This window comes from Pseudomonas sp. QL9, from assembly GCF_041409665.1.
GTDB classification, from domain to species: Bacteria; Pseudomonadota; Gammaproteobacteria; order Pseudomonadales; family Pseudomonadaceae; genus Pseudomonas; species Pseudomonas knackmussii.
In genome coordinates this window covers 2,169,994-2,190,400 of sequence record NZ_CP166971.1, presented here as the reverse complement: position 1 = coordinate 2,190,400, position 20,407 = coordinate 2,169,994, and the positions used below count along the sequence as shown (strand labels likewise).

The following is a 20,407-nucleotide window of genomic DNA, read 5'->3' as shown; positions in this document are numbered from 1 at the left end:
CCCCTCGGGGCGGCGTTTTTGTTGGCGTGGAACGGATTCACTTGTAGGAGCGAGCCGTATCGCGGTTAGAGGATCGCGCTCTGCCCGGCCGGACGGATCTGGTGGTCGGCCAGCCAGTCGAGGGCGCATTCGCGCAGGCGTTCGCCCTGGTAGACGTACCAGGCCTGGAGCAGTTCCGGATAACCCATCAGCACATGCCTGAAAGCCTTGAACGGCTTGCGGCCTTCCAGGGCGGCGGCGAGCAGGGGATAGGCGTGGGGCTCGTCGACTTCGCGGAGGAAGTCGCGCATCAGTTCGAGGGATTCGCGGGTGCTCAGCGGCTCGATCGGCAGCAGGCGCTCCGGGTCTTCCTCGAGCAGGGTCAGCAGGCCGGGGTCGGGGGAGTCCTCGATCAGCGGCACCACCTGGCCGCTGCCCAGGTCCAGGTAGTGCTCGATGTCGCTGGTGTCGAGGGCTACGGCGAGTTCGTCGAGGTCGATGGTCAGCGGACGCATGGTCACTCTCCCAATGGACGAGGCTTCCAACCTACCGCAATAGCAGCGCGTTTGTATTGCAGTATTCAGTCCGTCGACTGGGGCAGTCCGATGCCTTCCTCGGCGAGCCATTCCAGGGCCAGCTGCCGCAGGCGCTCGTCATGGTAGCGAAACCACTCCTCGCGAATCTCGGGGTAGTCGAAAAGCCGGTCCTTGAAGCTGCGGAAGGGCTTCCGGTCTTCCAGCGCACGCACGAGGCTGTCGCTGGCCCGAGGGTCGTCCACTTTCTCCCGGACGAAGTCCTCCATGATCCGGAAACCGTCGCGGGAGGAGACTGGCTCGATGTACAGGAAACGTTGGGGCTGTCGCTCGAGCAACTGCTCGAACTCCTCATCGAGGTAATCTTCCGGGCGTAAGCGAATCTCGCCGGTCTCGAGGTCCAGATGGAACTCCATGCCGTTGCTGTCGAGCACGAGGACCAGATCATCGATGTCGACGGGCAGGATCTTCATAACCTTCCTCCAATTTGGCATCGGAGGAAGGTTATCAATGAAGCGCTGCCGGTTACAGGCGGAAGCGCGCGACCTGGCCCTGCAGATCGTTGCCCAGGCGTGCCAGTTCGTTGCTGGATACGGCGGTCTGCTCGCTGGCGGCGGCCGATTGCTCGGCGATCTCGCGGACCTGGGCGACGCTGCGGCTGATCTCGCCGGCAACGCTGCTCTGCTGCTCGGCGGCCGAGGCGATCTGCAGGTTCATGCCCTGGATCTCCGATACCGTGCGGGCGATGGCGGCCAACGCATCGCCGGCGCGACGGGTCAGCTCCACCGAGTTGCCGGTCAGGCGACGGCTGTCGTCCATGCGTTGGGCTGCCTGCTGGGTACCGGTCTGCAGGCTGGCGATCAGCTCTTCGATCTCGGCGGTGGACTGCTGGGTGCGCTGGGCCAGCGCCCGTACCTCGTCGGCGACCACGGCGAAGCCGCGACCGGCCTCGCCCGCGCGGGCGGCTTCGATGGCGGCGTTGAGCGCCAGCAGGTTGGTCTGCTCGGCCACCGACTTGATCACGTCGAGGACGCTGCCGATCTTCTCGCTGTCGCCGCGCAGACGGCCCATGGCTTCGCTGGAGCGCTCCACTTCTGCAGCCAGGTTGTCGATCTGCTCGATCGCCTGGCCTACCACCTGCTCGCCGTCACGCGCCTGGCGGTCGGCCTGGCGTGCGGCGCCGGAGGCTTGCTCGGCGTTGCGGGCGACTTCCTGCACGGTGGCAGCCATTTCTTCGATGGCGCTGGCGACCTGCTCGGTCTCGATGCGCTGGCTGTTGACGCCGGCGCGGGTCTGTTCGGTGACTGCGGAGAGTTCGTCGGCGGAGGTGGCCAGTTGGCCGACGCCACTCCCGAGGTGGCGCAGCAGTTCGCCCAGGCTGTCGCGCATGCGCAGCATGGTGCGTTGCAGCTGGCCCAGCTCATCGCTGCGCTGCAGGTGCAGGTCGCCGGCCAGGCCGCGCGTCAGGTCGCCCTGGGCGATGTGCTCGGCAAGGCCGAGGGCCTCGTGCAGCGGGCGGACGATCTGGCGGTTGATCGCCCACACCGAGAGCGCGCCGAAGAACAGGGCAAGCAGGGTGATCAGCACCAGGCGCTGCTTGGCCTGGCTGGCCACGTCGCCGCGCAGGTGCAGGCCATCTTCGTGGACGGTATGGCTGGCGGCAGCCAGCGCAGTGCTGCGGGCGTCGAGATCGGCGGTGAGCGAGGCGCTGCTGGCGCCGGCGCTGAGCAGTTGGTCGACCGCTGCGGCGTAGCTGTCGACGGCTGCCTGCAAGGTTTCGAAGTCACGTTCGGCAATGCCGTCACGAGCCAGCTTCTGCACTTGCGTGCGCAGATCGCCAAGGCGTTCACGCAGGTTGCCAGCGGCGGTCGCACCGGGTTCGAGCTGGTAGCGCAGGCGGGCGAGCTCGACTTCGCGGGTCTGGCTGTCGAGGTGGCTGTTGGCGGTGAGCCGCTCGCTGTGCGCGGACTGTTCGTCGAGGGCGTTGAGGCCGCTGACCAGCACCAGCAGGGTCAGCAACAGGCAGATGCCGAAGCCCACCGCGAGCTTGAGGCTGACGCTCAGGCGGCCGAGCTGCAGGACGAGCCAATCGTACATGTCGAATACTCCAGGCAGGCATGGCCACGGCAGCGCTGCTTCCGTAGCCAAAGGAATCGAGTGATGGCGTTTTTTCTTGTGCAGGCGAGGAGTGTTTTTTCGAGACGCATCTTCGTGCGTCTTTGCGTATCGGCAGGAGGATAACGAACTTCAGCTTTTTCGGCGGGGAAAAAGCAACGGCCCGCATTGCGCGGGCCGTCAGGGTCAGATGCGGAAGCGGCCGACCAGCCCCTGCAGCTCCGTACCCAGGCGCGCCAGCTCGATGCTGGAGGCGGCGGTCTCTTCGCTGGCGGCGGCAGTCTGTTCGGAGATATCGCGCACGCTCATCACACTGCGGTTGATTTCTTCGGCCACCGCGCTCTGCTGCTCGGAAGCTGCGGCGATCTGCTGGTTCATTGCCTGGATGCCGGACACCGTGCGGGTGATCGCCTGCAGGCGCTCACCGGCGCGGCGGGTCAGCTCGACGGTGCTGTCCGTCAGCGAGCGGCTGTTGTCCATGCGCTGGGCTGCTTGCTGGGTGCCGGTCTGCAGGCCGGCGATCAGTTCTTCGATCTCGGCGGTGGATTGCTGGGTGCGCTGCGCCAGGGCACGCACTTCATCGGCGACCACGGCGAAACCGCGCCCTGCTTCGCCGGCACGGGCCGCTTCGATGGCGGCGTTGAGCGCCAGCAGGTTGGTCTGTTCGGCGACTGCCTTGATCACGTCGAGCACGCTGCCGATCTTGTCGCTCTCGCGCTTGAGCTGTTGCACCGCCTCGTTGGAACGGCCGACTTCGTTGGCCAGGCGATCCATCTGCTGCACCGCCTCGCTGACGGCACCGGCGCCGGCAGTAGCCTCGCGGTCGGCAGCGCTGGCGGCTTCCGAGGCTTCTTCGGCGTTGCGCGCGACTTCCTGCACGGTGGCGGCCATCTCGTTCATCGCGGTGGCGACCTGGTCAGTCTCGGTTTTCTGGTTGTTGACCCCGGCGCTGGTCTGTTCGGTCACGGCGGACAGCTCTTCGGCGGCGCTGGCGATCTGCGTCACGCCGTCATGGATATGGCTGATCAGCTCGCGCAACGAGCTGCTCATGCGCTGCATGCTGGCTTGCAGCTGGCCCAGTTCGTCGCGGCGGTCGACCTTCAGCGTCTGGCTGAGGTCGCCATCGGCGATGCGCTCGGCGGCGGCGAGCGATTCGCGCAGCGGCAGGACGATCTGCCGGGTGATCATCCAGGCGGCCAGCGTGCCCAGAACCATTGCCAGCACCGAGGCCAGCGCCAGCAGGCTCTTCGCCTGGTCGGCGGCTGCATCGCGCTTGGCGGTCTGGATGGTGCTCAGCTCGCTGCTGAGCTTCTCGATCTGCAGGCCGCTGTCACGCATGCGGTCACGCATCGCCTGGCTGTTGTTGACCTCTTCACGGTAGCGGTCGAGGGCCTTGTGATAGTCCTGCAGGGCGTTGACCGCGGCCTGGAAGTTGTCGTGCTGGTCGGCCGGAGCGGTCTGCATGTGCTCCTGCACGGTCTTGGTCGCCTGCTCAAGGGCATCTACCGCGGTCTGTTCCTGGGCCGGGTCCTCGCTGGAGGTGTACGCCAGCACCTGGAAGCGCGCGGCCATCACCACGCGGCCCAGTGCGGAGACAGCGGCCAGCTCCTTGATCGCTTCGGGCGACGTGGAGGCGACCAGGCTCTGCTCGATCAGCTCCAGCCCCTGGGTCACCACGGCTGCCTTGCGGATCAGCGTCTTGCGTGCGCTGTCGCGTCCGTCGAAGGACTTCTGCAGGCCCTTGAAGAGGGTGCGGTACTCGGCGGTGAGCTTGGCTTGCTGGGCGACCTTGTCGAGGTCGATGGGGTCGCTGAGCTGGCTGCCGACCAATTGCTGCTGGCGATCCAGCTGCGCAATCGCATCCTCGACCAGCTTGGCATCCGCCGGGGCGCGGCTGGCCTGGAATTTCAGGCGCGCGGTGCGCAGGTCCTTGGTCATGCCCAGCAGGTGGGAAATCTCGCCGAGCTTGTCGCCACGCGAAATCAGGTTGTTCAGGTTGAGCCAGCCGGTGACGGCGATCAGCAGCGTAAGCAGCAGGACCAGGCCAAATCCGATGGCAAGTTTCCGATTGACCGTGAGATTGCTGAACCAGCGAGACATGAAAGCGCAACTCCAGAGGAGGATGGAGACGGGAACGCGTGATGCGTTGCCTGGCAGGGGCCGGCATCCTTCCTATCGGCGAGGCGACGTAATTCTGAAGTTTCTTTAGGAAGTTTCTGACTAGTGGTTCGCGTCGGGACTTGAACGTGTCGTCGGATCAGAAGAGGCGTGCGAGCAGGGCGGTTACCGCCGTCTCCACGCGCAGGATGCGTTCGCCGAGCTGGACCGGGGCAAGGCCCGCTTCGCGCAGCTTGTCGACCTCGTAGGGAATCCAGCCGCCTTCCGGGCCGATGGCCAGGGTCACCGCCTGCTCGACTGCGCGCGGGCAGGCCGGCCAGGGGCCGGGATGGCCGATCAGGCCGAGGCTGCCTTCGGCCAGGGCGGGCAGGCGGTCTTCGACGAAGGGCTTGAAGCGCTTCTCGATGATCACCTCGGGCAGCACGGTGTCGCGCGCTTGCTCCAGGCCGAGAATCAGTTGCTCGCGGATGGCGTCCGGCTCGAGGAAGGGGGTCTGCCAGAAGCTCTTTTCCACCCGGTAGCTGTTCAGCAGTACCAGGCGTGGCACGCCCATGGCTGCGACGGTCTGCAGCACGCGGCGGAGCATCTTCGGGCGCGGCAGGGCGAGCAGCAGGGTCAGCGGCAGCTTGGCCGGCGGCGCCTGGGTGAAGCTCACCTGCAACTCGGCCTCGTCGCGTTCGAGTTTGAGCAGGCGGCCTTCGCCCATCAGCCCGCCGAGGCGGCCGACGCGCAGGCTGTCGCCGCTTTCGGCGCGGTGCACTTCATGCAGGTGGGTGAGGCGGCGGTCGCGCAGCAAAACGCGGTCCGCCGCGACGAAGTCGGCGTCGTCGAGCAGCAGCAGGTTCACGGACGGGTCGCCGGGGGCTGGTCGCCGTTCTCGCTGGTTTCGTCTTCCTCGTCCCGGCTGCGCTTGCGGATCAGCCGGCTGAACAGCACTCCGGCCTCGAACAGCATCCACATGGGCACCGCGAGCAGGGTCTGCGACATCGGGTCCGGCGGGGTGAGGATCATGCCGACGACGAAGCAGCCGATGATGACGTAGGGGCGGATCTTCTTCAGGTAGGCGACATCGACCACGCCGATCCACACCAGCAGCACGGTGGCGACCGGAATCTCGAAGGCCACGCCGAAGGCGAACAGCAGGGTGAGGAAGTCGAGGTAGCTGTTGATGTCCGTCATCGGCGTCACCCCTTCCGGGGCCGCGCCGAGGAAGAAGTGGAACATCAGCGGGAACACCAGGAAGTAGGCGAAGGCCATCCCGGCGTAGAACAGCACCACGCTGGAGGCCAGCAGCGGCAGGGCGATGCGCTTCTCGTGCTTGTACAGGCCGGGCGCGATGAAGCCCCAGATCTGCGCGAGGATGAAGGGCATGGCCAGCAGCAGCGCCACGATCATGGTCAGCTTCAGCGGCGCGAGGAAGGCCGACGCCGGGTCGATGGCGATCATGGTCGCGCCTTCCGGGAGGAAGCGGCGCAGCGGCGCGGAGGCCAGGGTGTAGATCTTCTGCGAGAAATACAGCAGGCCGACGAAGATCACGAAGATCACCGCAACGCAGCGCAGAAGGCGCGTGCGCAGCTCGGTCAGGTGCGCGACCAGGGGCATCTCCTGGTCGTTCTCGGGCTGTTCGGGTTTTTCGGCGCTCATGGGTTACGCGGCGTCTCGGACGTGGGAGGCGTCTGGGGGGCGGCGACTGGCGGCTCGACCGTGCTGGCCGGCTCTTCGGCAACCTTCACCCCGGGCAGGTTGGCCAGGCGGCTGTGCGCAGCGACGGTCGGCGGTTCGGCAGGCGCTGCAGGTGCTGCGGGCGTCGCCGATGGCGTCGGTTCGTCCACCATTTGCTCGCCGGTCAGCGGCGCCAGCAGTTTCTTGGCGTCGCGCTCCATCTGCAGGATGTGCTCGTTATGCAGTTGCCGACGAATCTCGTCGGCACCCAGCTCGCGCTCCACTTCCTGCTTGATGGCGTTGAAGCTGCGCTTCAGCCGGCCGACCCAGAGGCCTGCGGTGCGCGCGGCGCCGGGCAGGCGCTCGGGGCCCAGAACCAGCAGGGCGACGAGTCCGACCAGCATCAACTCGCTGAAGCTGATTCCGAACATCGATCAGTCCTTGCGGGCCGGCTCTTCGACCTTGTGCGCCTGTGCGTCGATGGTGGTCGGCTGGTTCAGCGGCGGGTTGGGTTGCTGAGGCTTCTCGTCCTCTTCGGTGTTCATTGCCTTGCGGAAGCCCTTGACCGCTTCACCGACGTCGGAGCCCAGGGTCTTCAGGCGCTTGGTGCCGAAGACCAGGACCACGACGATGAGGATCACTACCCAGTGTTTCCAGTCGAAAATGCCCATGCTTATTGTTCTCCTCGTTGAATGCGGTTCAGTTCGACGGCTGGCGGGCGGCTTTTTCGTCGTGGCCGGAGAGGCCGAAGCGACGTTCCAGCTCGTCCAGTACTGCCTGGGGATGCTGGCCGAGGGCGGCGAGCATGACCAGCGAGTGGAACCAGAGGTCGGCGGTTTCGTAGATCAGGTCGGTGCAGTCGCCGCTCTGGGCAGCGTCCTTGGCGGCGAGAATGGTTTCCACCGACTCTTCGCCGACCTTCTCCAGAATCTTGTTCAGGCCCTTGTAGTACAGGCTGGCGACGTAGGAACTCTCGGGCGCGGCGTTCTTGCGCGATTCGAGCACTTCGGCCAGGCGGGCGAGGGTGTTGTCACTCATGGCTGTGTCCGGGCTTGTCGTAGATGGCGTGCGGATCTTTCAGGACCGGGTCGACGACTTGCCAGTCGCCGTCCTGGAAGACGCGGTAGAAGCAGCTCTCGCGGCCGGTGTGGCAGGCGATGCCGCCCAGTTGCTCGACCATGAGGATGATGACGTCGGCGTCGCAGTCCAGGCGCAGTTCATGCACCTTCTGCACATGCCCGGATTCCTCGCCCTTGCGCCACAGCTTTCCGCGCGAGCGCGACCAGTAGATGGCGCGGTTTTCGGCGGCGGTCAGGGCCAGGGACTCGCGGTTCATCCAGGCCATCATCAGTACGCGGCCCGTCTTGTGGTCCTGGGCGATCGCCGGCACCAGGCCGTCGGCGTTCCAGTGAATTTCGTCCAGCCAGTCTTTCATTCTCGCTTCCGTACAGCGGGCGCCTGCGCGCCCCGCGGCAATTGCATCAACGACCAAGTGTGCCAGCAGTGGCGACGACTGGCTATCGGCGCAGGATCAGATACAGACCACCGGCCAGCATGGCCCAGGCCGGCCAGGCTTCCAGCGAATGGGTGGCGAGGCCTGTCTGGGTGGCGCCGGCGACCAGCACTGCGCCGATCAGCCGCGCAACCCAGGCGCCAGCTGGCGTCGCACCGTTTGTGACCGGTTGCTCGGCGGCTGGTTGCGACAGACGCTCCAGGGTATCGCGGGTCATCTGTGCCAGGTGCGGCAGCTGCTCGATGTGCTGCTGGGCGTTGCGCAGCAGTTGGCCGGGGCTGACGCGGTCGCGCATCCAGCGCTCGAGGAAGGGCTGCGCGGTGCTCCACAGGTCCAGGTCCGGATAGAGCTGGCGGCCGAGGCCTTCGATGTTCAGCAGGGTCTTCTGCAGCAGCACCAGTTGCGGCTGCACTTCCATGTTGAAGCGGCGTGCGGTCTGGAACAGGCGCAGCAGCACCTGGCCGAAGGAAATGTCCTTGAGCGGCTTCTCGAAGATGGGTTCGCAGACGGTGCGGATCGCCGCTTCGAAGTCGTTGACCTTGGTTTCCGCCGGCACCCAGCCGGAGTCGATGTGCAGCTGGGCGACCTTGCGGTAGTCGCGCTTGAAGAAGGCGATCAGGTTGCGCGCGAGGTAGTCCTGGTCCTCGTCGGTCAGGCTGCCGACGATGCCGCAGTCAACCGCGATGTACTGCGGGCTCCAGGGCGCGCGGGTGCTGACGAAGATGTTGCCCGGGTGCATGTCGGCGTGGAAGAAGCTGTCGCGGAACACCTGGGTGAAGAAGATCTCCACGCCGCGCTCGGCGAGCGCCTTGAAGTCGGTGCGCTGGTCGCGCAGGGTCTCGAGGTCGGTGACCGGAATGCCGTAGATGCGTTCCATCACCAGCACTTTCGGGCGGCACCAGTCCCAATAGACCTGCGGCACGTAGAGCAGCGGCGAGCCCTCGAAGTTGCGCCGCAGCTGGCTGGCGTTGGCCGCCTCGCGGAGCAGGTCGAGCTCGTCGTAGATGGTCTTTTCGTAGTCGCTGACCACTTCCACGGGATGCAGGCGGCGGGCATCGGCGGAGACGCGCTCGGCCACACGGGCGAGGATGAACAGCCAGGCGATGTCGGCGCGAATCACCGGCTTGAGGTTCGGGCGGATCACCTTGACCACCACTTCCTCGCCGCTCTTTAGCTGCGCGGCGTGCACCTGGGCCACCGAGGCCGAGGCCAGCGGTTCGCGCTCGAAGCGCGCGAAGACCTGTTCGACCTTCGCCCCGAGCTGTTCCTCGATCAACGCCACCGAGGCTTCCGGCGAGAACGGCGGAACCTTGTCCTGCAGGCGCGCAAGCTCGTTGGCGATGTCGTCGGGGAGCAGGTCGCGGCGGGTGGAGAGGATCTGGCCGAACTTGATGAAGATCGGTCCCAGGCCCTCAAGGGCCAGGCGAATGCGCTCGCCGCGGCTCAGCTCGAGGGTGCGCCGCGGCAGCCAGCGCCAGGGCAGCAGGCCGCCGAGCAGGCGCAGCCACCAGGGCAGCATCGGCAGTTCGAGGATGAGGTCGTCGAGGCGGTAACGGATCACCACGCTCTGGATGCGCAGCAGGCGGCGGAAGGCGAGCAGCTTCATGCGTCGGGGTTCGGCTTCTTGGACAGGCGCGCCAGGCGCGCATCGAGGCGGTCGAGGGCGATCTTCAGCTGGTCAAGCTCGGCGAAGCGCGCTTCGGCTTCGTTGCGCCCGACCAGGGTGCGGCTTTCTTCGGCGAGGTAGTCGGCCAGGCTCAGGCGCAGGCTTTCCAGGCTGTCGCCGGCCCAGCGCGCGCCTTCGCGCAGACGGCTGCCGAGCAGCTGCGTGGCCAGCGGGCCGAGCCATTGCTGGACTTCGTACTCCCAGTCCAGCTCCAGGCTCTGCAGGATGTCGGCGAGCTCCAGCAACAGCGCGCTGTCGCCGCCCATCTCGACTTCCGGGCTGTGCAGCACGCGGGTCTTGTCGGCGGCGAGCGCCAGTTGCAGCAGGCGCCCGGCCGGTGCCCGCAGGGTGCAGTCGACCTCGGCTTCATGCTGCGCGGCGAAGTGCAGGCCATCGCCGCCGGGCAGGATGAACAGGCGCAGCAACGGGGCCTGGCAGTCCACTTCGAGGACCCTTCCGGCAAGCCGCGAGAGACGCTGCAGAGCCACGCCGTCCAGGCGTAGCACGCGGTTCACGCCGGCTTCGGCGCTGGCCAGCAGCGCCTGGGTCAGGAGCGCCATCTCAGGGCTTGATGCCGCGGTGCAGGGCGACCACGCCGCCGGTCATGTTGTGGTAGGTGACGCGGTCGAAACCGGCCTCGACCATCATCGACTTCAGCGTTTCCTGGTCCGGGTGCATGCGGATCGACTCGGCCAGGTAGCGGTAGCTCTCGGCGTCGTTGGTGACCAGCTTGCCCATCAGCGGCAGCAGGGTGAAGGAGTAGGCGTCGTAGGCCTTGGACAGCAGGCTGCTGGTCGGCTTGGAGAACTCCAGCACCAGCAGGCGGCCGCCCGGCTTGAGCACGCGCAGCATCGAGCGGATGGCAGCGTCCTTGTGGGTGACGTTGCGCAGGCCGAAGGCGATGGTCACCACGTCGAAGTAATTGTCCGGGAATGGCAGCTTCTCGGCATCGGCCTGGACGAAGTTGACGTTGCCGGCGACGCCGCTGTCGAGCAGCTTGTCGCGGCCGACCTTGAGCATCGAGGCGTTGATGTCGGCCAGCACCACTTCGCCGGTCGGGCCGACCAGGCGCGAGAACTGGCGGGTCAGGTCACCGGTGCCGCCGGCGATGTCGAGCACGCGGTTGCCGGCGCGCACGCCGGACAGCTCGATGGTGAAGCGTTTCCACAGGCGGTGGACGCCACCGGACATCAGGTCGTTCATCAGGTCGTACTTGGCGGCGACCGAGTGGAAGACTTCGGCGACCTTGCCGGCCTTCTCGCTCTCGCGCACGGTCTTGTAGCCGAAGTGCGTGGTGGGATCGGCGGGGCCCTGGTCCCCTGCCGGCTTGCGCGGCTCGCTCATGGCGTTTCTACCCTGGAAGTCAGTGGCGGGCATTCTAACAGGAAGACGGCAAAACGCCCCCCATGCCTCGGGGTGCGGCGAAAGGTCATGCCGCGTATCATCGGCGGGTCTGTCATTCCCGGAGCCGTCCATGTCCCGTATCCACGTCGAACGTTCCCACTCCCTCGGCCGCGAGGCCGCCCGCGAGAAGGCCCAGAAACTGGCCGAGAAGCTGTCCCGCGAGCACGGTGTGAGCTACGAGTGGCAGGGCGACGTTCTGACCTTCAAGCGCAGCGGCGTGGATGGCCGCATCGAGGTCGATGACGACCGCGTGGCGGTGGAGGTCAAGCTGGGCCTGCTGCTGTCCGCCATGGGCGGCATGCTCAAGGGCGAGATCGAGCGCGCGCTGGACAAGGCCCTGGCCTGAGGCGCATTCGCAGGAGCGAGCCAGTTCGCTCCTGCGATGAACACCGCAGCCGCTTTCGCCGGCTGGTATGTGTTTTCTAATTTTCCCCGATACCTTGCACTCAAGCTCGCAGCGAAGCGGGCTTCTTCGGAACCCCGATAACAGTGTGAGGATCCCGCCATGGCCAAAGTCGCCAGCAAGAAGAAAGTCGAGAAAGCCGTCAAAGACAGCTCCGTGATCACCGACGTCAAGCACTACGCCCGCCAGATCTGGCTGGCCGGCCTGGGCGCCTATGCGCGCGTGGGTCAGGAAGGCGTGGACTACTTCAAGGAGCTGGTGAAGTCCGGCGAAGGCGTCGAAAGCAAGGGCCGCAAGCTGGTCACCGAACAGGTCGAAGCCGCCAACGACAGCGTCAAGAGCAGCGTCTCCAGCGTGAAGGGCAAGGTTGAAGTGCAGCTCGATAAAGTCGAGAAGGCATTCGACAGCCGCGTCGCCACCGCGCTGAACCGCATCGGCATCCCTTCGCGGCAGGACGTGGAAGCGCTCTCTGCTAAGCTGGATGAGCTGAGCGCGGTGCTCGAGCGTGTCGCGAAAACTCATTGAGGAGAGCGGGATGGCTGGCAAGAAAACTACCGATAAAAAAGAGTCCAGTTGGGTCGGCGAAGTCGAGAAGTACTCCCGGCAAATCTGGTTGGCTGGTCTGGGGGCCTACTCGAAGGTCAGCAAGGACGGCAGCAAGCTGTTCGAGACCCTGGTCAAGGATGGCGAGAAGGCCGAGAAGCTCGCCAAGAGCGAGGTCGACAAGTCCGTCGGCGTGGTGAAGACCACTGCGCGTTCCGCCAAGTCCAAGGTCGACGAGGTCAAGGACAAGGCGCTGGGCAAGTGGAGCGAGCTGGAAGAGGCTTTCGACAAGCGTCTGAACAGCGCGATCTCGCGTCTGGGCGTGCCAAGCCGCAATGAGGTCAAGGAGCTTCACAGCAAGGTCGCAAGCCTGACCAAGCAGATCGAGAAGCTCACCGGCGTCAGCGTGAGCAGCGTCAAACCGGCTGCCAAGACCGCCGCCAAGCCGGCTGCGAAACCGGCCGCTGCCAAGCCTGCCGCCAAGACCGCTGCCGCGAAACCCGCCGCCAAGGCCGCCGCCAAACCTGCTGCCAAGCCCGCGGCCAAACCGGCAGCCAAGCCTGCCGCCAAAGCTGCTGCTGCGAAGCCCGCCGCCGCTAAACCGGCTGCCAAGGCTGCTGCCAAACCGGCCGCTGCGAAGCCTGCAGCTGCCAAGCCCGCTGCGGCGAAACCGGCTGCCAAGCCTGCTGCGGCGAAGAAGCCGGCGGTGAAGAAGGCTGCTGCACCCAAGCCGGCTGCTGCACCCAAGCCGGCTGCCGCTCCTGCCGCTGCCCCGGCTGCTGCTCCGGCTGCGACTCCGGCCCCGGCCGCCGCTGCTCCGGCAGCCACTCCGGCACCGTCGTCGACCCAGGCCTGAGTGTCTCGCGGTACCCAACGCCCGGCCTAGCGCCGGGCGTTTTCTTTGGGCCTTCGTCAGGCCTGCAGGTAGCGCAGCGCCAAGTGCTCGGCAGCGACGCGCGACTCTCCGCGCAAGTGCGGCGCCACCAGCATCATTACCTGGTAGACCACCATGCGGACTTCGCCGGCGCCGCCCAGGATGCGCTGGTAATCCAGCGAGAACAGCAGGGTCAGGGTGATCTGCTCGACCAGTTGCCCCAGTGACGCGGTGTCGCTGATCAACTCGCCCTCGGCCTTGAGTTTGGCGAGCAGCGCCGCGAGCGTGCGCTTGAGTGCGTTCAGCCAGTTGCGCATGCCGCGCGCGAGCTTGGGCAGGCGCCCGGCGAGGTTGGAGAGGTCCTGGAAGAGGAAGCGGTAGTGCGCCAGGCGCTCGACGATCAGGTGCAGGAACAGCCAATAGTCTTCCGCGCCCAGTCGCGCTTCGGCGGGCGGATCGAGCAGGGGCTGCAGCTCTTCCTCGAAATGGGCGAAGAGCGCCATGACCAGGGGCTCCTTGCCGTGGAAGTGGTAGTACAGGTTGCCCGGGCTGATGCCCAGTTCGGTGGCGATCTCCAGGGTGGAGACGTTGGGTTCGCCCTGCTCGTTGAACAGCAGGCGGGCACACTCGAGGATTCTGTCGCGGGTCTTCATCCGTGTTCTTGTTCTGGCCTCGGGAGCGCCGACGATAACCGCGCCTTTGGGTGGCGGCCAGCCCCCCGAGGAGAGGGATTTCCTGCAGGAGCCGACCTTGTCCGCGATGGCCTGAGGTCCCGGCACGATTCGCGGATGAGATCAGCCCCTGCAGATTCGAAGGAGTTCTAGCGCTCGTGGACGTAAGTGCCCGGCGCCGCCTCCATCGGCGGGTGCTCGGCGTTGCCCAGCTCGAAGTTCACCGCGCCGCGCTCGCCGGAGCGCTCCTGGATCCACTGCAGCCACATCGGCCACCAGCTGCCCTCGTGGCGCTGGGTGTCGTAGTACCAGGCGCGCGGGTCGGACTGCAGCTTGCCATTCTCGAAGTAGCAGGCCTTGGGGTTGCCCGGCGGGTTGAGGATGCTCTGGATGTGCCCGCTGTTGGACAGCACGAAGCGGCTGTCGCCGCCCATCAGCAAGGCCGAGCGGTAGACCGCGTCCCAGGGCGTGATGTGGTCGGTGATGCCGGCGACGTGGAAGTTGTCCACAGCCACTTTCTTCAGGTCGATCGGCGTGCCGCAGATTTCCATGGCGCCGGCGCGGGCCAGCGGGTTGTGCTTGAAGAAGTCGAGGAAGTCGCCGTGCAGCGCGGCGGGCAGCCGGGTGTTGTCGTTGTTCCAGTAGAGGATGTCGAAGGCCGGCGGCAGCTTGCCGAGCAGGTAGTTGTTGACCCAGTAGTTCCAGATCAGGTCGTTCGGCCGCATCCAGGCGAACACCTTGGCCATGTCCTTGCCTTCGAGCACGCCGTGCTGGTACGAGCGGCGCTTGCTGGTCTCCAGGGTCTGCTCATCGGCGAACAGCGCGGCCGGCGTCTCTACCTGGCTGTCCAGCAGGCTCACCAGGTAGGTGGCGCTGCTGATCTTGCGCAGTTGCCGGCGCGCCTGCAGGTGGCCTTGCAGCGCGGCGATGGTGAGGCCGCCGGAGCAGGCGCCCATCAGGTTGACGCTGCGGCTGCCGCTGATCGAACGGCAAACCTCGATGGCTTCGTCGAGGGCCTTCACGTAGGTCGACAGGCCCCACTCGCGGTGGCGCGCGTCGGGGTTGCGCCAACTGACCATGAATACCTGCAGATTGTTCTTCAGGGCGTACTGGACGAAGCTCTTCTCCGCGCTGAGATCGAAGATGTAGTACTTGTTGATCTGTGGCGGAACTATCAGCAGCGGCTTGGCGTACAGGTGCTCGCCCATGGGCTTGTACTGGATCAGCTCCAGCACTTCGCTGCGGAACACCACCGCGCCCGGCGTGTTGGCCAGGTTCCGGCCGACCTCGAAGGCCTGCTTGTTGACCTGGCTGGGCATGCCGCCGTTGTGCATCAGGTCGGCGAGCAGATGGCGGCCGCCGGAGAGCAGGCTCTGGCCGCCGGTATTGAATATCTCCTTCACCGCCTGCGGGTTGATCAGGCTGTTGGAGGGCGCCATGGCATCGGCGAACAGCGACAGCACGAAGCGCGCGCGGGTGCGGTCGTCGCATTCCATGTCGCTTTCGTCGATCCAGGCGAGCAGCTGCTGCTGCCAGGCCAGGTAGGCCTGCAGGGTGCGCCGGTAGAAGGGGTTGAGGCGCCAGGACGGGTCCTGGAAGCGGGCGTCCTGCGGGTTGGGCTGCAGCGGCGAATCCCCAAGCAGCACGCGCCCCATCTGCTTGCCGAACGCCGCCAGGTGGCGGGCGTTGTACAGCGGTCTGCGCACGCCCTGCAGCGCCAGGGAGCGCAGAGTGGACAGCATGTCCTTGCCGCGCAGGCCGACCATGGCGCTCTGCGCGTTCATGAACTCGGCGGGGGCCGGCAGGCGGCCGGCGCTAGAAGTCTCTCGCATGTGCAGCTCTCCATCGATGAAAGAACCGTCTCGGTGCAGACCCAGCAAGGCCCATACCAGCTTTGCCGCAGGCCCGTGCCTGACGCGCGCAAGGAGGCAAGCATAGGCTGCCTGGCGAGCATGTGCCGGCTCAGGAGCATGCCTGTGCACTATTACGAGGCGATGATGCTGCGCATGCCTCCCTGTCGCGGCGGTGGAAGCCGGGCGCGACAGGGTGCCGATGGTTAGCTGGCCTTGGGTGCGAACAGGCGCGGATGCATGATCGCGCGCTGCCGTTCCTCGTGGAGGAATTTCATGATGATGGGCGCGACCGTCTCGGCGCGGGTCACCAGGAACAGGTGGCCATCGTCGATCACGTGCAGTTCGGCGTTGGGAATGCGCCAGGCGATCAGGCGCATGTTGATCAGCGGAATGATCGGGTCGTCGTCGCCGGCCAGCACCAGGGTCGGCTGCTGGATCTTGTGCAGCCAGTGCACGCTGGTCCAGCCGAGCCCGGCGAACAGCTGCCAGTAGTAGCCGAGCTTGCCGGAGGAGCGCACCTTGGCGGCGAACGCCATGGCCAGCTTGGGATCGCGGCGGAAGGCCCCGCCGTAGATGTCCGGGGCAATGTGTGCGCCATAGGACGGCTGGATGTAGCGCCGCGGGCTGGCCATGCGCCAGAGAACCTTTGGTTTTCCCGGGACCATCACTGCCCCCGCCGCGGTGGCGGCGAGGATCAGTTTCTTGCAGCGTTCGGGATAGTCGTGGGCGAACTGCTGGGCCAGCGCGCCGCCCCAGGACACGCCGATCGCGGCCACCTGGCCGTAGTCCAGGTAGTCGAGCATGCGCGCCGCCAACCGGGCCAGGCCCGGGAAGCGGTAAGGCGTGCTCGGCGTCGACGAACCACCGACCCCGGGCACGTCGAAGGCGATCACCTCCAGGTCCGGGTCCAGCGCCGCCACAAAGGGGAACACCAGCTCGAGGTTGGCGCCAATGCCGTTGAATATCAGCAGCGGCGTCATGTGTCCCTTGCCGGGGCGCACCGCCGTGCGAATGCTCTGCCCATCCAGCTCGATGGTGCGGAACACGAAGGGTTGCGGCGCGATCTCCTTTTTCGCCTGGGGTTCAGCCGCGACGGCCTCGGCCACCACCTTGGCCGCGCGCGCACGGGGCGCGCGGCGGGTGGCGGGCAGGGGCTCTGCCTGCGGTTGCTGGGCCGGCTCTTCGGGGAGCGGCGCGTCGGGAAGCGTCTCTGTCTTCATCGTTCGTGTACGTAGGTTCCGGGGGAAGCCTCGCCGGCCGGATAGGCCTTGTTGCCCAGCGTCGCCGATGCCTTCTTCAACTTGCCGGAGCGCTCAGCCAGCCACTGCTGCCAGTGCAGCCACCAGGAGTCGGCGTGCTTGCTGGAGTTCTCCTGCCAGGTCTTGGGATCGACGGACAGTTCGGGGCCGGTCATGAAGCGAGCCTTGGGGTTGCCCGGTGGGTTGAGGATGCTCTGGATGTGCCCGCTGTTGGAGAGGATGAACTCGCACTTGCCGCCAAGCAGGCGGGCGGAGCGATAGCAGGCTTCCCAGGGCGTGATGTGGTCGGTCAGTCCGGCCAGGCAATAGAAGTCGCATTTGACCTGCTTGAGGTCGATGGGGGTGCCGGCGACCTCCAGCGCGCCGGGGCGGCTGAGCGGGTTGCTCTTGAACATTTCCACCAGCTCGCCGTGCAGCGCGGCGGGCAGGCGCGTGGTGTCGTTGTTCCAGAACAGGATGTCGAAGGCCGGCGGCTCGTTGCCGAGCAGGTAGTTGTTGACCCAGTAGTTCCAGATCAGGTCGTTCGGCCGCATCCAGGCGAACACCTTGGCCATGTCCTTGCCTTCCAGCACGCCGGATTGGTAGGAGCGGCGCTTGGCGGCCTCGAGGGTCTTCTCGTCGGCGAACAGGGCGATGGTGGTGTCGAGCTCGAAGTCGAGCACGCTGACCATCTGGGTGAAGGCGTGGACCTTCTCCTCGCCCAGCGCGGCGTAGTGGCCCAGCAGGGTCACGGTGGTGATGCCGCCGGAGCAGGCGCCGAGCATGTTCAGGTCCTTGGCGCCGGTGATGGCGAGGACCACGTCGATGGCTTCCTTCAGCGCCTCGATGTAAGTGGTCAGGCCCCACTCACGCTGTGCCTTGGTCGGGTTGCGCCAGCTGACGATGAAGGTCTGCACCTGGTTGCGCAGGCAGAAGCGCGCGAGGCTCTTCTCCGGCGACAGGTCGAACACGTAGAACTTGTTGATCTGCGGCGGCACCACCAGCAGCGGGCGTTCGTGCACGCTCTCGGTGATCGGCTTGTACTGGATCAGTTCCAGCACGTCGTTGCGGAACACCACGGCGCCTTCGGTGGTGGCGAGGTTCTTGCCGACCTCGAAAGCGTCCATGTTCACCTGGCTGGGCATGCCGCCGTTGTTCACCAGGTCCTTGGCAAGGTGGCTGAGGCCGTCGAGCAGGCTCTTGCCGCCGGTCTCGAAGAAGCGCTTGACCGCTGCCGGGTTGCTCAGGGTGTTGGTTGGCGCCATGGCTTCGGTCATCAGGTTGATGACGAACTGCCCGCGGCTGATGTCCTGCGGCGTAAGGTCGCTGCCGCCGAGCCACTCGTGCAGCTCCTTGCGCCAGGCCAGGTAGGTCTGCAGATAACGGCGGTAGAGCGGGTTCTGGCTCCAGGCCGGATCGTTGAAGCGGCGGTCGTCGTCGGACGGGCGCAGCTGTGAGGTCCCGAGCAGGACGTTCTTCAGTTCCAGGCCGAAATGGCCGACGTGCTTGACGCTATGGAAGGGTTGCTTGAGTGCTTGCATCAGCACCATGCGGGCAGAGCTCAAAATATCCTTGCCGCGAATCCCTATCACTGGGTTCAGGTTCAGGGTGTTTTCCGCGGCTTGCTGGGGTAGATCGTTGTTCTTCTTGTCGGTCATCGACGACGCTCCAATGTCCTAGGACAAACAGTCAGGAATGCAACCGGCGCAAAGCGCCAGGTGCTGCTCGGAACCAGTTGGCGTGAAGCGCGCTTCACGTCGGTCAACCTCTGTCGGCCCATTCCTGGGCCCGGCCTCGATTGCGCCCAAGGCGCACCGTTTTGGTTATCCCGAATTCCTGCTGCATGCAAGAGGTTGTCACTCAAGGCCTTTCAGTATTTTCCCGAGAAAATCTAGAAAGAACGCCCTAGAAAACAGCCGAATGCGCAGGAGATCGGGAATGGCCTGATCGGAATCCAGTCTGCTTGGAGAATGTTGCAAATGACGTGCCCTGTACAGGGCCGGGGAGGGGAGGAATATTCGCCTGGACGAAAGGCCGGGTCACAGCATGAGCCGAACCACCGATTCAGACGGGTCGCGGGATTTTCCGGCCTTTTGCAGCTCTTCCAGGTACTCGTTCCACAGTTGCTCCTTGCGGGTGCACAGCTGGTAGAGGTAGTCCCAGGAATAAAGCCCGCTGTCGTGGCCGTCGTCGAAAGTCAGCTTGAGTGCGTACTGGCCTGCCGGTTCCAATCCGACCAGGGCGACGTTGAGTTTGCCGTACTGCAGGATCGGGTTGCCGTGGCCCTGCACTTCTGCCGAGGGCGAGTGCACGCGGAGGAATTCGGCGGGCAGGTCGTAGGACTCTTCGCCGTACTTCAGGGTCAGGGTGCGCGAAGCCTTGTGCAGTTGGATGGCGGTTGGGATGTGCATTTCTGAAAGCTCCGGGCTTCAAGGCAAGAAAGCCGCAAGCGGTGTCCCGTTTGCGGCTTTCGGCATACGGCGTAGCGATGCTCTTAGAGAATATAGCGCGACAGATCCTCGTCCTGCGCCAGCTCGCCGAGGTGGCCGTTGACGTAGGCGGCGTCGATCACGATCGGCTTTTCGCTGTGCTCGCTGGCAAGGTCGGCGGCGTCGAAGGAGACTTCTTCCAGCAGGCGCTCCAGCAGGGTATGCAGGCGGCGAGCACCGATGTTCTCGGTCTTCTCGTTGACCTGCCAGGCGATCTCCGCCAGGCGCTGCACGCCGTCGTCGGCGAACTCGATGTCCAGCCCCTCGGTCTTCAGCAGCGCGGTGTACTGCTCGGTGAGCGACGCGTGTGGCTCGCGCAGGATGCGCTTGAAGTCGTCTGGAGTCAGGGCCTTGAGCTCGACGCGGATCGGCAGGCGGCCTTGCAGTTCCGGCACCAGGTCGCTGGGCTTGGACAGGTGGAAGGCGCCCGAGGCGATGAACAGGATGTGGTCGGTCTTGACCATGCCCAGCTTGGTGTTGACGGTGCAGCCCTCGATCAGCGGCAGCAGGTCGCGCTGCACGCCTTCGCGGGAAACATCGGCGCCGCCGACATTGCCGCGCTTGGCGATCTTGTCGATCTCGTCGATGAAGACGATGCCGTTCTGCTCGACCGCTTCCAGGGCGCGGGCCTTGAGGTCTTCTTCATTGACCAGGCGCTGCGCTTCCTCGTCGCGGATCAGCTTCATGGCCTCGGCGACCTTCAGCTTGCGTGTCTTCTGCTTGCCCTTGCCCATGTTGGAGAACAGGCTCTGCAGCTGGTTGGTCATCTCCTCCATGCCGGGCGGCGCCATGATTTCCACGCCGGCCGGGATGTCGGCCACTTCGATGTCGATTTCCTTGTCGTCCAGCTGGCCTTCGCGAAGGCGCTTGCGGAACAGCTGGCGGGTGTTGGAGTCCTCGCGCGGCGCCGGCTCGTCGCCAAAGCCGGTGCGTGCCGGCGGCAGCAGGGCGTCGAGGATGCGTTCCTCGGCAGCGTCCTCGGCGCGGTATTTCACCTTCTGGACTTCCTGCTCGCGGAGCATCTTGATCGCCGCATCGGCGAGGTCGCGAATGATCGACTCGACGTCACGGCCGACATAGCCGACCTCGGTGAACTTGGTCGCCTCGACCTTCAGGAAGGGCGCGTTGGCCAGCTTGGCCAGGCGGCGGGCGATCTCGGTCTTGCCGACGCCGGTCGGGCCGATCATCAGGATGTTCTTCGGCGTCACTTCGGCGCGCAGCTCGGCCGGGAGCTGCATGCGCCGCCAGCGGTTGCGCAGGGCGATGGCAACGGCGCGCTTGGCGTCGTCCTGGCCGATGATGTGGCGATTGAGTTCGTGGACGATCTCGCGGGGAGTCATGGACAT

The 20,407-nt window shown here is 65.8% G+C and carries 22 protein-coding genes and 2 pseudogenes; 3 read left to right on the top strand and 21 right to left on the bottom strand.

The genetic code is table 11. The features are described from left to right. Positions 1-65: 65 nt before the first annotated feature. The 15 genes and pseudogenes from ACA097_RS10435 to ubiE all read right to left on the bottom strand — a co-directional run bounded on the left by ACA097_RS10435 (position 66) and on the right by ubiE (position 10,930). Positions 66-494 carry a UPF0158 family protein gene (locus tag ACA097_RS10435; RefSeq protein ID WP_043248668.1) on the bottom strand — a complete coding sequence of 143 codons (429 nt, stop codon included), beginning with the start codon at positions 492-494 and terminating at the stop codon, positions 66-68. A 65-nt stretch (positions 495-559) separates the two neighbouring features. Next, entirely contained in the window at positions 560-985 is a 426-nt protein-coding gene (locus tag ACA097_RS10430; protein WP_371370075.1) for a UPF0158 family protein, read from the bottom strand. Positions 986-1,037: 52 nt separating this feature from the next. Further along, on the bottom strand, positions 1,038-1,901 hold the full coding sequence (locus tag ACA097_RS10425; RefSeq protein WP_371370505.1) for a methyl-accepting chemotaxis protein: 864 nt from the start codon (positions 1,899-1,901) through the stop codon (positions 1,038-1,040). After that, positions 1,899-2,609, bottom strand: a pseudogene (locus ACA097_RS10420) (HAMP domain-containing protein); the annotation flags it as partial. The pseudogene ACA097_RS10420 and the gene ACA097_RS10425, both read right to left, overlap by 3 nt. 204 nt (positions 2,610-2,813) lie before the next feature. Continuing rightward, positions 2,814-3,527, bottom strand: a complete 714-nt coding sequence (locus ACA097_RS10415) for a methyl-accepting chemotaxis protein (protein WP_371370504.1) — start codon at positions 3,525-3,527, stop codon at positions 2,814-2,816. A gap of 141 nt (positions 3,528-3,668) precedes the next feature. Further along, positions 3,669-4,727: pseudogene (locus ACA097_RS10410) on the bottom strand (methyl-accepting chemotaxis protein); the annotation flags it as partial. A 157-nt stretch (positions 4,728-4,884) separates the two neighbouring features. Further along, positions 4,885-5,592 (bottom strand): 16S rRNA (uracil(1498)-N(3))-methyltransferase, encoded by a 708-nt coding sequence (locus ACA097_RS10405; protein ID WP_371370074.1) that lies wholly within the window; start codon positions 5,590-5,592, stop codon positions 4,885-4,887. Further along, positions 5,589-6,389, bottom strand: a complete 801-nt coding sequence (tatC, locus tag ACA097_RS10400) for a twin-arginine translocase subunit TatC (RefSeq protein WP_371370073.1) — start codon at positions 6,387-6,389, stop codon at positions 5,589-5,591. The genes ACA097_RS10405 and tatC overlap by 4 nt, the downstream gene beginning before the upstream one ends. Further along, entirely contained in the window at positions 6,386-6,838 is a 453-nt protein-coding gene (gene tatB / locus ACA097_RS10395; protein WP_371370072.1) for a Sec-independent protein translocase protein TatB, read from the bottom strand. Before tatB ends, tatC begins: the two co-directional genes overlap by 4 nt. A 3-nt stretch (positions 6,839-6,841) precedes the next feature. Beyond that, positions 6,842-7,078: a twin-arginine translocase TatA/TatE family subunit gene (locus ACA097_RS10390; protein WP_043248679.1), complete on the bottom strand. Its 237-nt coding sequence runs from the start codon at positions 7,076-7,078 to the stop codon at positions 6,842-6,844. Positions 7,079-7,106: 28 nt separating this feature from the next. After that, positions 7,107-7,445, bottom strand: a complete 339-nt coding sequence (locus tag ACA097_RS10385; RefSeq protein WP_043248682.1) for a phosphoribosyl-ATP diphosphatase — start codon at positions 7,443-7,445, stop codon at positions 7,107-7,109. Continuing rightward, entirely contained in the window at positions 7,438-7,842 is a 405-nt protein-coding gene (gene hisI / locus ACA097_RS10380; protein WP_043248683.1) for a phosphoribosyl-AMP cyclohydrolase, read from the bottom strand. The genes ACA097_RS10385 and hisI overlap by 8 nt, the downstream gene beginning before the upstream one ends. Positions 7,843-7,924: 82 nt before the next feature. Then, the gene (gene ubiB / locus ACA097_RS10375) at positions 7,925-9,526 is read right to left on the bottom strand and encodes a ubiquinone biosynthesis regulatory protein kinase UbiB (protein ID WP_043248685.1); all 1,602 of its coding nucleotides are present in this window, start codon (positions 9,524-9,526) and stop codon (positions 7,925-7,927) included. Beyond that, complete coding sequence (locus ACA097_RS10370) at positions 9,523-10,146, bottom strand: SCP2 domain-containing protein (RefSeq protein WP_043248687.1); 624 nt, start codon at positions 10,144-10,146, stop codon at positions 9,523-9,525. The genes ubiB and ACA097_RS10370 overlap by 4 nt, the downstream gene beginning before the upstream one ends. 1 nt (position 10,147) lies before the next feature. Next, complete coding sequence (gene ubiE / locus ACA097_RS10365) at positions 10,148-10,930, bottom strand: bifunctional demethylmenaquinone methyltransferase/2-methoxy-6-polyprenyl-1,4-benzoquinol methylase UbiE (protein ID WP_043248689.1); 783 nt, start codon at positions 10,928-10,930, stop codon at positions 10,148-10,150. 130 nt (positions 10,931-11,060) lie between these two features. On the opposite strand from ubiE, the gene ACA097_RS10360 reads away from it, so the two are divergent. The 3 genes from ACA097_RS10360 (at position 11,061) to ACA097_RS10350 (ending at position 12,792) form a co-directional block, all read left to right on the top strand. Further along, positions 11,061-11,336: a polyhydroxyalkanoic acid system family protein gene (locus ACA097_RS10360; RefSeq protein WP_371370071.1), complete on the top strand. Its 276-nt coding sequence runs from the start codon at positions 11,061-11,063 to the stop codon at positions 11,334-11,336. Positions 11,337-11,495: 159 nt separating this feature from the next. After that, complete coding sequence (locus ACA097_RS10355; protein ID WP_371370070.1) at positions 11,496-11,918, top strand: phasin family protein; 423 nt, start codon at positions 11,496-11,498, stop codon at positions 11,916-11,918. A gap of 10 nt (positions 11,919-11,928) precedes the next feature. Then, the gene (locus ACA097_RS10350) at positions 11,929-12,792 is read left to right on the top strand and encodes a phasin family protein (RefSeq protein WP_371370069.1); all 864 of its coding nucleotides are present in this window, start codon (positions 11,929-11,931) and stop codon (positions 12,790-12,792) included. Positions 12,793-12,848: 56 nt separating this feature from the next. Here ACA097_RS10350 and ACA097_RS10345 read toward each other — a convergent pair whose 3' ends face one another. From ACA097_RS10345 to hslU, 6 genes are all read right to left on the bottom strand, one after another. Beyond that, positions 12,849-13,463: a TetR/AcrR family transcriptional regulator gene (locus ACA097_RS10345; RefSeq protein ID WP_043248695.1), complete on the bottom strand. Its 615-nt coding sequence runs from the start codon at positions 13,461-13,463 to the stop codon at positions 12,849-12,851. Positions 13,464-13,630: 167 nt separating this feature from the next. Further along, positions 13,631-15,313, bottom strand: coding sequence for a class II poly(R)-hydroxyalkanoic acid synthase (gene phaC / locus ACA097_RS10340; protein WP_043248697.1), 1,683 nt, complete (start codon positions 15,311-15,313; stop codon positions 13,631-13,633). A 224-nt stretch (positions 15,314-15,537) separates the two neighbouring features. Beyond that, a complete protein-coding gene (phaZ, locus tag ACA097_RS10335) occupies positions 15,538-16,554 on the bottom strand; it encodes a poly(3-hydroxyalkanoate) depolymerase (protein WP_371370068.1) in 1,017 nt (338 codons plus the stop codon). Beyond that, complete coding sequence (gene phaC, locus ACA097_RS10330) at positions 16,551-18,230, bottom strand: class II poly(R)-hydroxyalkanoic acid synthase (RefSeq protein ID WP_043248698.1); 1,680 nt, start codon at positions 18,228-18,230, stop codon at positions 16,551-16,553. The genes phaZ and phaC (ACA097_RS10330) overlap by 4 nt, the downstream gene beginning before the upstream one ends. Positions 18,231-18,611: 381 nt before the next feature. Further along, complete coding sequence (locus ACA097_RS10325) at positions 18,612-18,983, bottom strand: gamma-butyrobetaine hydroxylase-like domain-containing protein (protein ID WP_043248701.1); 372 nt, start codon at positions 18,981-18,983, stop codon at positions 18,612-18,614. Positions 18,984-19,066: 83 nt separating this feature from the next. After that, positions 19,067-20,407, bottom strand: a complete 1,341-nt coding sequence (hslU, locus tag ACA097_RS10320) for an HslU--HslV peptidase ATPase subunit (RefSeq protein WP_043248703.1) — start codon at positions 20,405-20,407, stop codon at positions 19,067-19,069.

Bases quoted from the DNA above. Each gene is read 5' to 3' on its own strand.
- ACA097_RS10435 (WP_043248668.1), bottom strand. From the start codon at position 494: ATGCGTCCGCTGACCATCGACCTCGACGAACTCGCCGTAGCCCTCGAC.
- ACA097_RS10430 (WP_371370075.1), bottom strand. From the start codon at position 985: ATGAAGATCCTGCCCGTCGACATCGATGATCTGGTCCTCGTGCTCGAC.
- ACA097_RS10425 (WP_371370505.1), bottom strand. From the start codon at position 1,901: ATGCGCGACAGCCTGGGCGAACTGCTGCGCCACCTCGGGAGTGGCGTC.
- ACA097_RS10415 (WP_371370504.1), bottom strand. From the start codon at position 3,527: ATGAACGAGATGGCCGCCACCGTGCAGGAAGTCGCGCGCAACGCCGAA.
- tatC (WP_371370073.1), bottom strand. From the start codon at position 6,389: ATGAGCGCCGAAAAACCCGAACAGCCCGAGAACGACCAGGAGATGCCC.
- tatB (WP_371370072.1), bottom strand. From the start codon at position 6,838: ATGTTCGGAATCAGCTTCAGCGAGTTGATGCTGGTCGGACTCGTCGCC.
- ACA097_RS10390 (WP_043248679.1), bottom strand. From the start codon at position 7,078: ATGGGCATTTTCGACTGGAAACACTGGGTAGTGATCCTCATCGTCGTG.
- ACA097_RS10385 (WP_043248682.1), bottom strand. From the start codon at position 7,445: ATGAGTGACAACACCCTCGCCCGCCTGGCCGAAGTGCTCGAATCGCGC.
- hisI (WP_043248683.1), bottom strand. From the start codon at position 7,842: ATGAAAGACTGGCTGGACGAAATTCACTGGAACGCCGACGGCCTGGTG.
- ubiB (WP_043248685.1), bottom strand. From the start codon at position 9,526: ATGAAGCTGCTCGCCTTCCGCCGCCTGCTGCGCATCCAGAGCGTGGTG.
- ACA097_RS10370 (WP_043248687.1), bottom strand. From the start codon at position 10,146: ATGGCGCTCCTGACCCAGGCGCTGCTGGCCAGCGCCGAAGCCGGCGTG.
- ubiE (WP_043248689.1), bottom strand. From the start codon at position 10,930: ATGAGCGAGCCGCGCAAGCCGGCAGGGGACCAGGGCCCCGCCGATCCC.
- ACA097_RS10360 (WP_371370071.1), top strand. From the start codon at position 11,061: ATGTCCCGTATCCACGTCGAACGTTCCCACTCCCTCGGCCGCGAGGCC.
- ACA097_RS10355 (WP_371370070.1), top strand. From the start codon at position 11,496: ATGGCCAAAGTCGCCAGCAAGAAGAAAGTCGAGAAAGCCGTCAAAGAC.
- ACA097_RS10350 (WP_371370069.1), top strand. From the start codon at position 11,929: ATGGCTGGCAAGAAAACTACCGATAAAAAAGAGTCCAGTTGGGTCGGC.
- ACA097_RS10345 (WP_043248695.1), bottom strand. From the start codon at position 13,463: ATGAAGACCCGCGACAGAATCCTCGAGTGTGCCCGCCTGCTGTTCAAC.
- phaC (WP_043248697.1), bottom strand. From the start codon at position 15,313: ATGCGAGAGACTTCTAGCGCCGGCCGCCTGCCGGCCCCCGCCGAGTTC.
- phaZ (WP_371370068.1), bottom strand. From the start codon at position 16,554: ATGAAGACAGAGACGCTTCCCGACGCGCCGCTCCCCGAAGAGCCGGCC.
- phaC (WP_043248698.1), bottom strand. From the start codon at position 18,230: ATGACCGACAAGAAGAACAACGATCTACCCCAGCAAGCCGCGGAAAAC.
- ACA097_RS10325 (WP_043248701.1), bottom strand. From the start codon at position 18,983: ATGCACATCCCAACCGCCATCCAACTGCACAAGGCTTCGCGCACCCTG.
- hslU (WP_043248703.1), bottom strand. From the start codon at position 20,407: ATGTCCATGACTCCCCGCGAGATCGTCCACGAACTCAATCGCCACATC.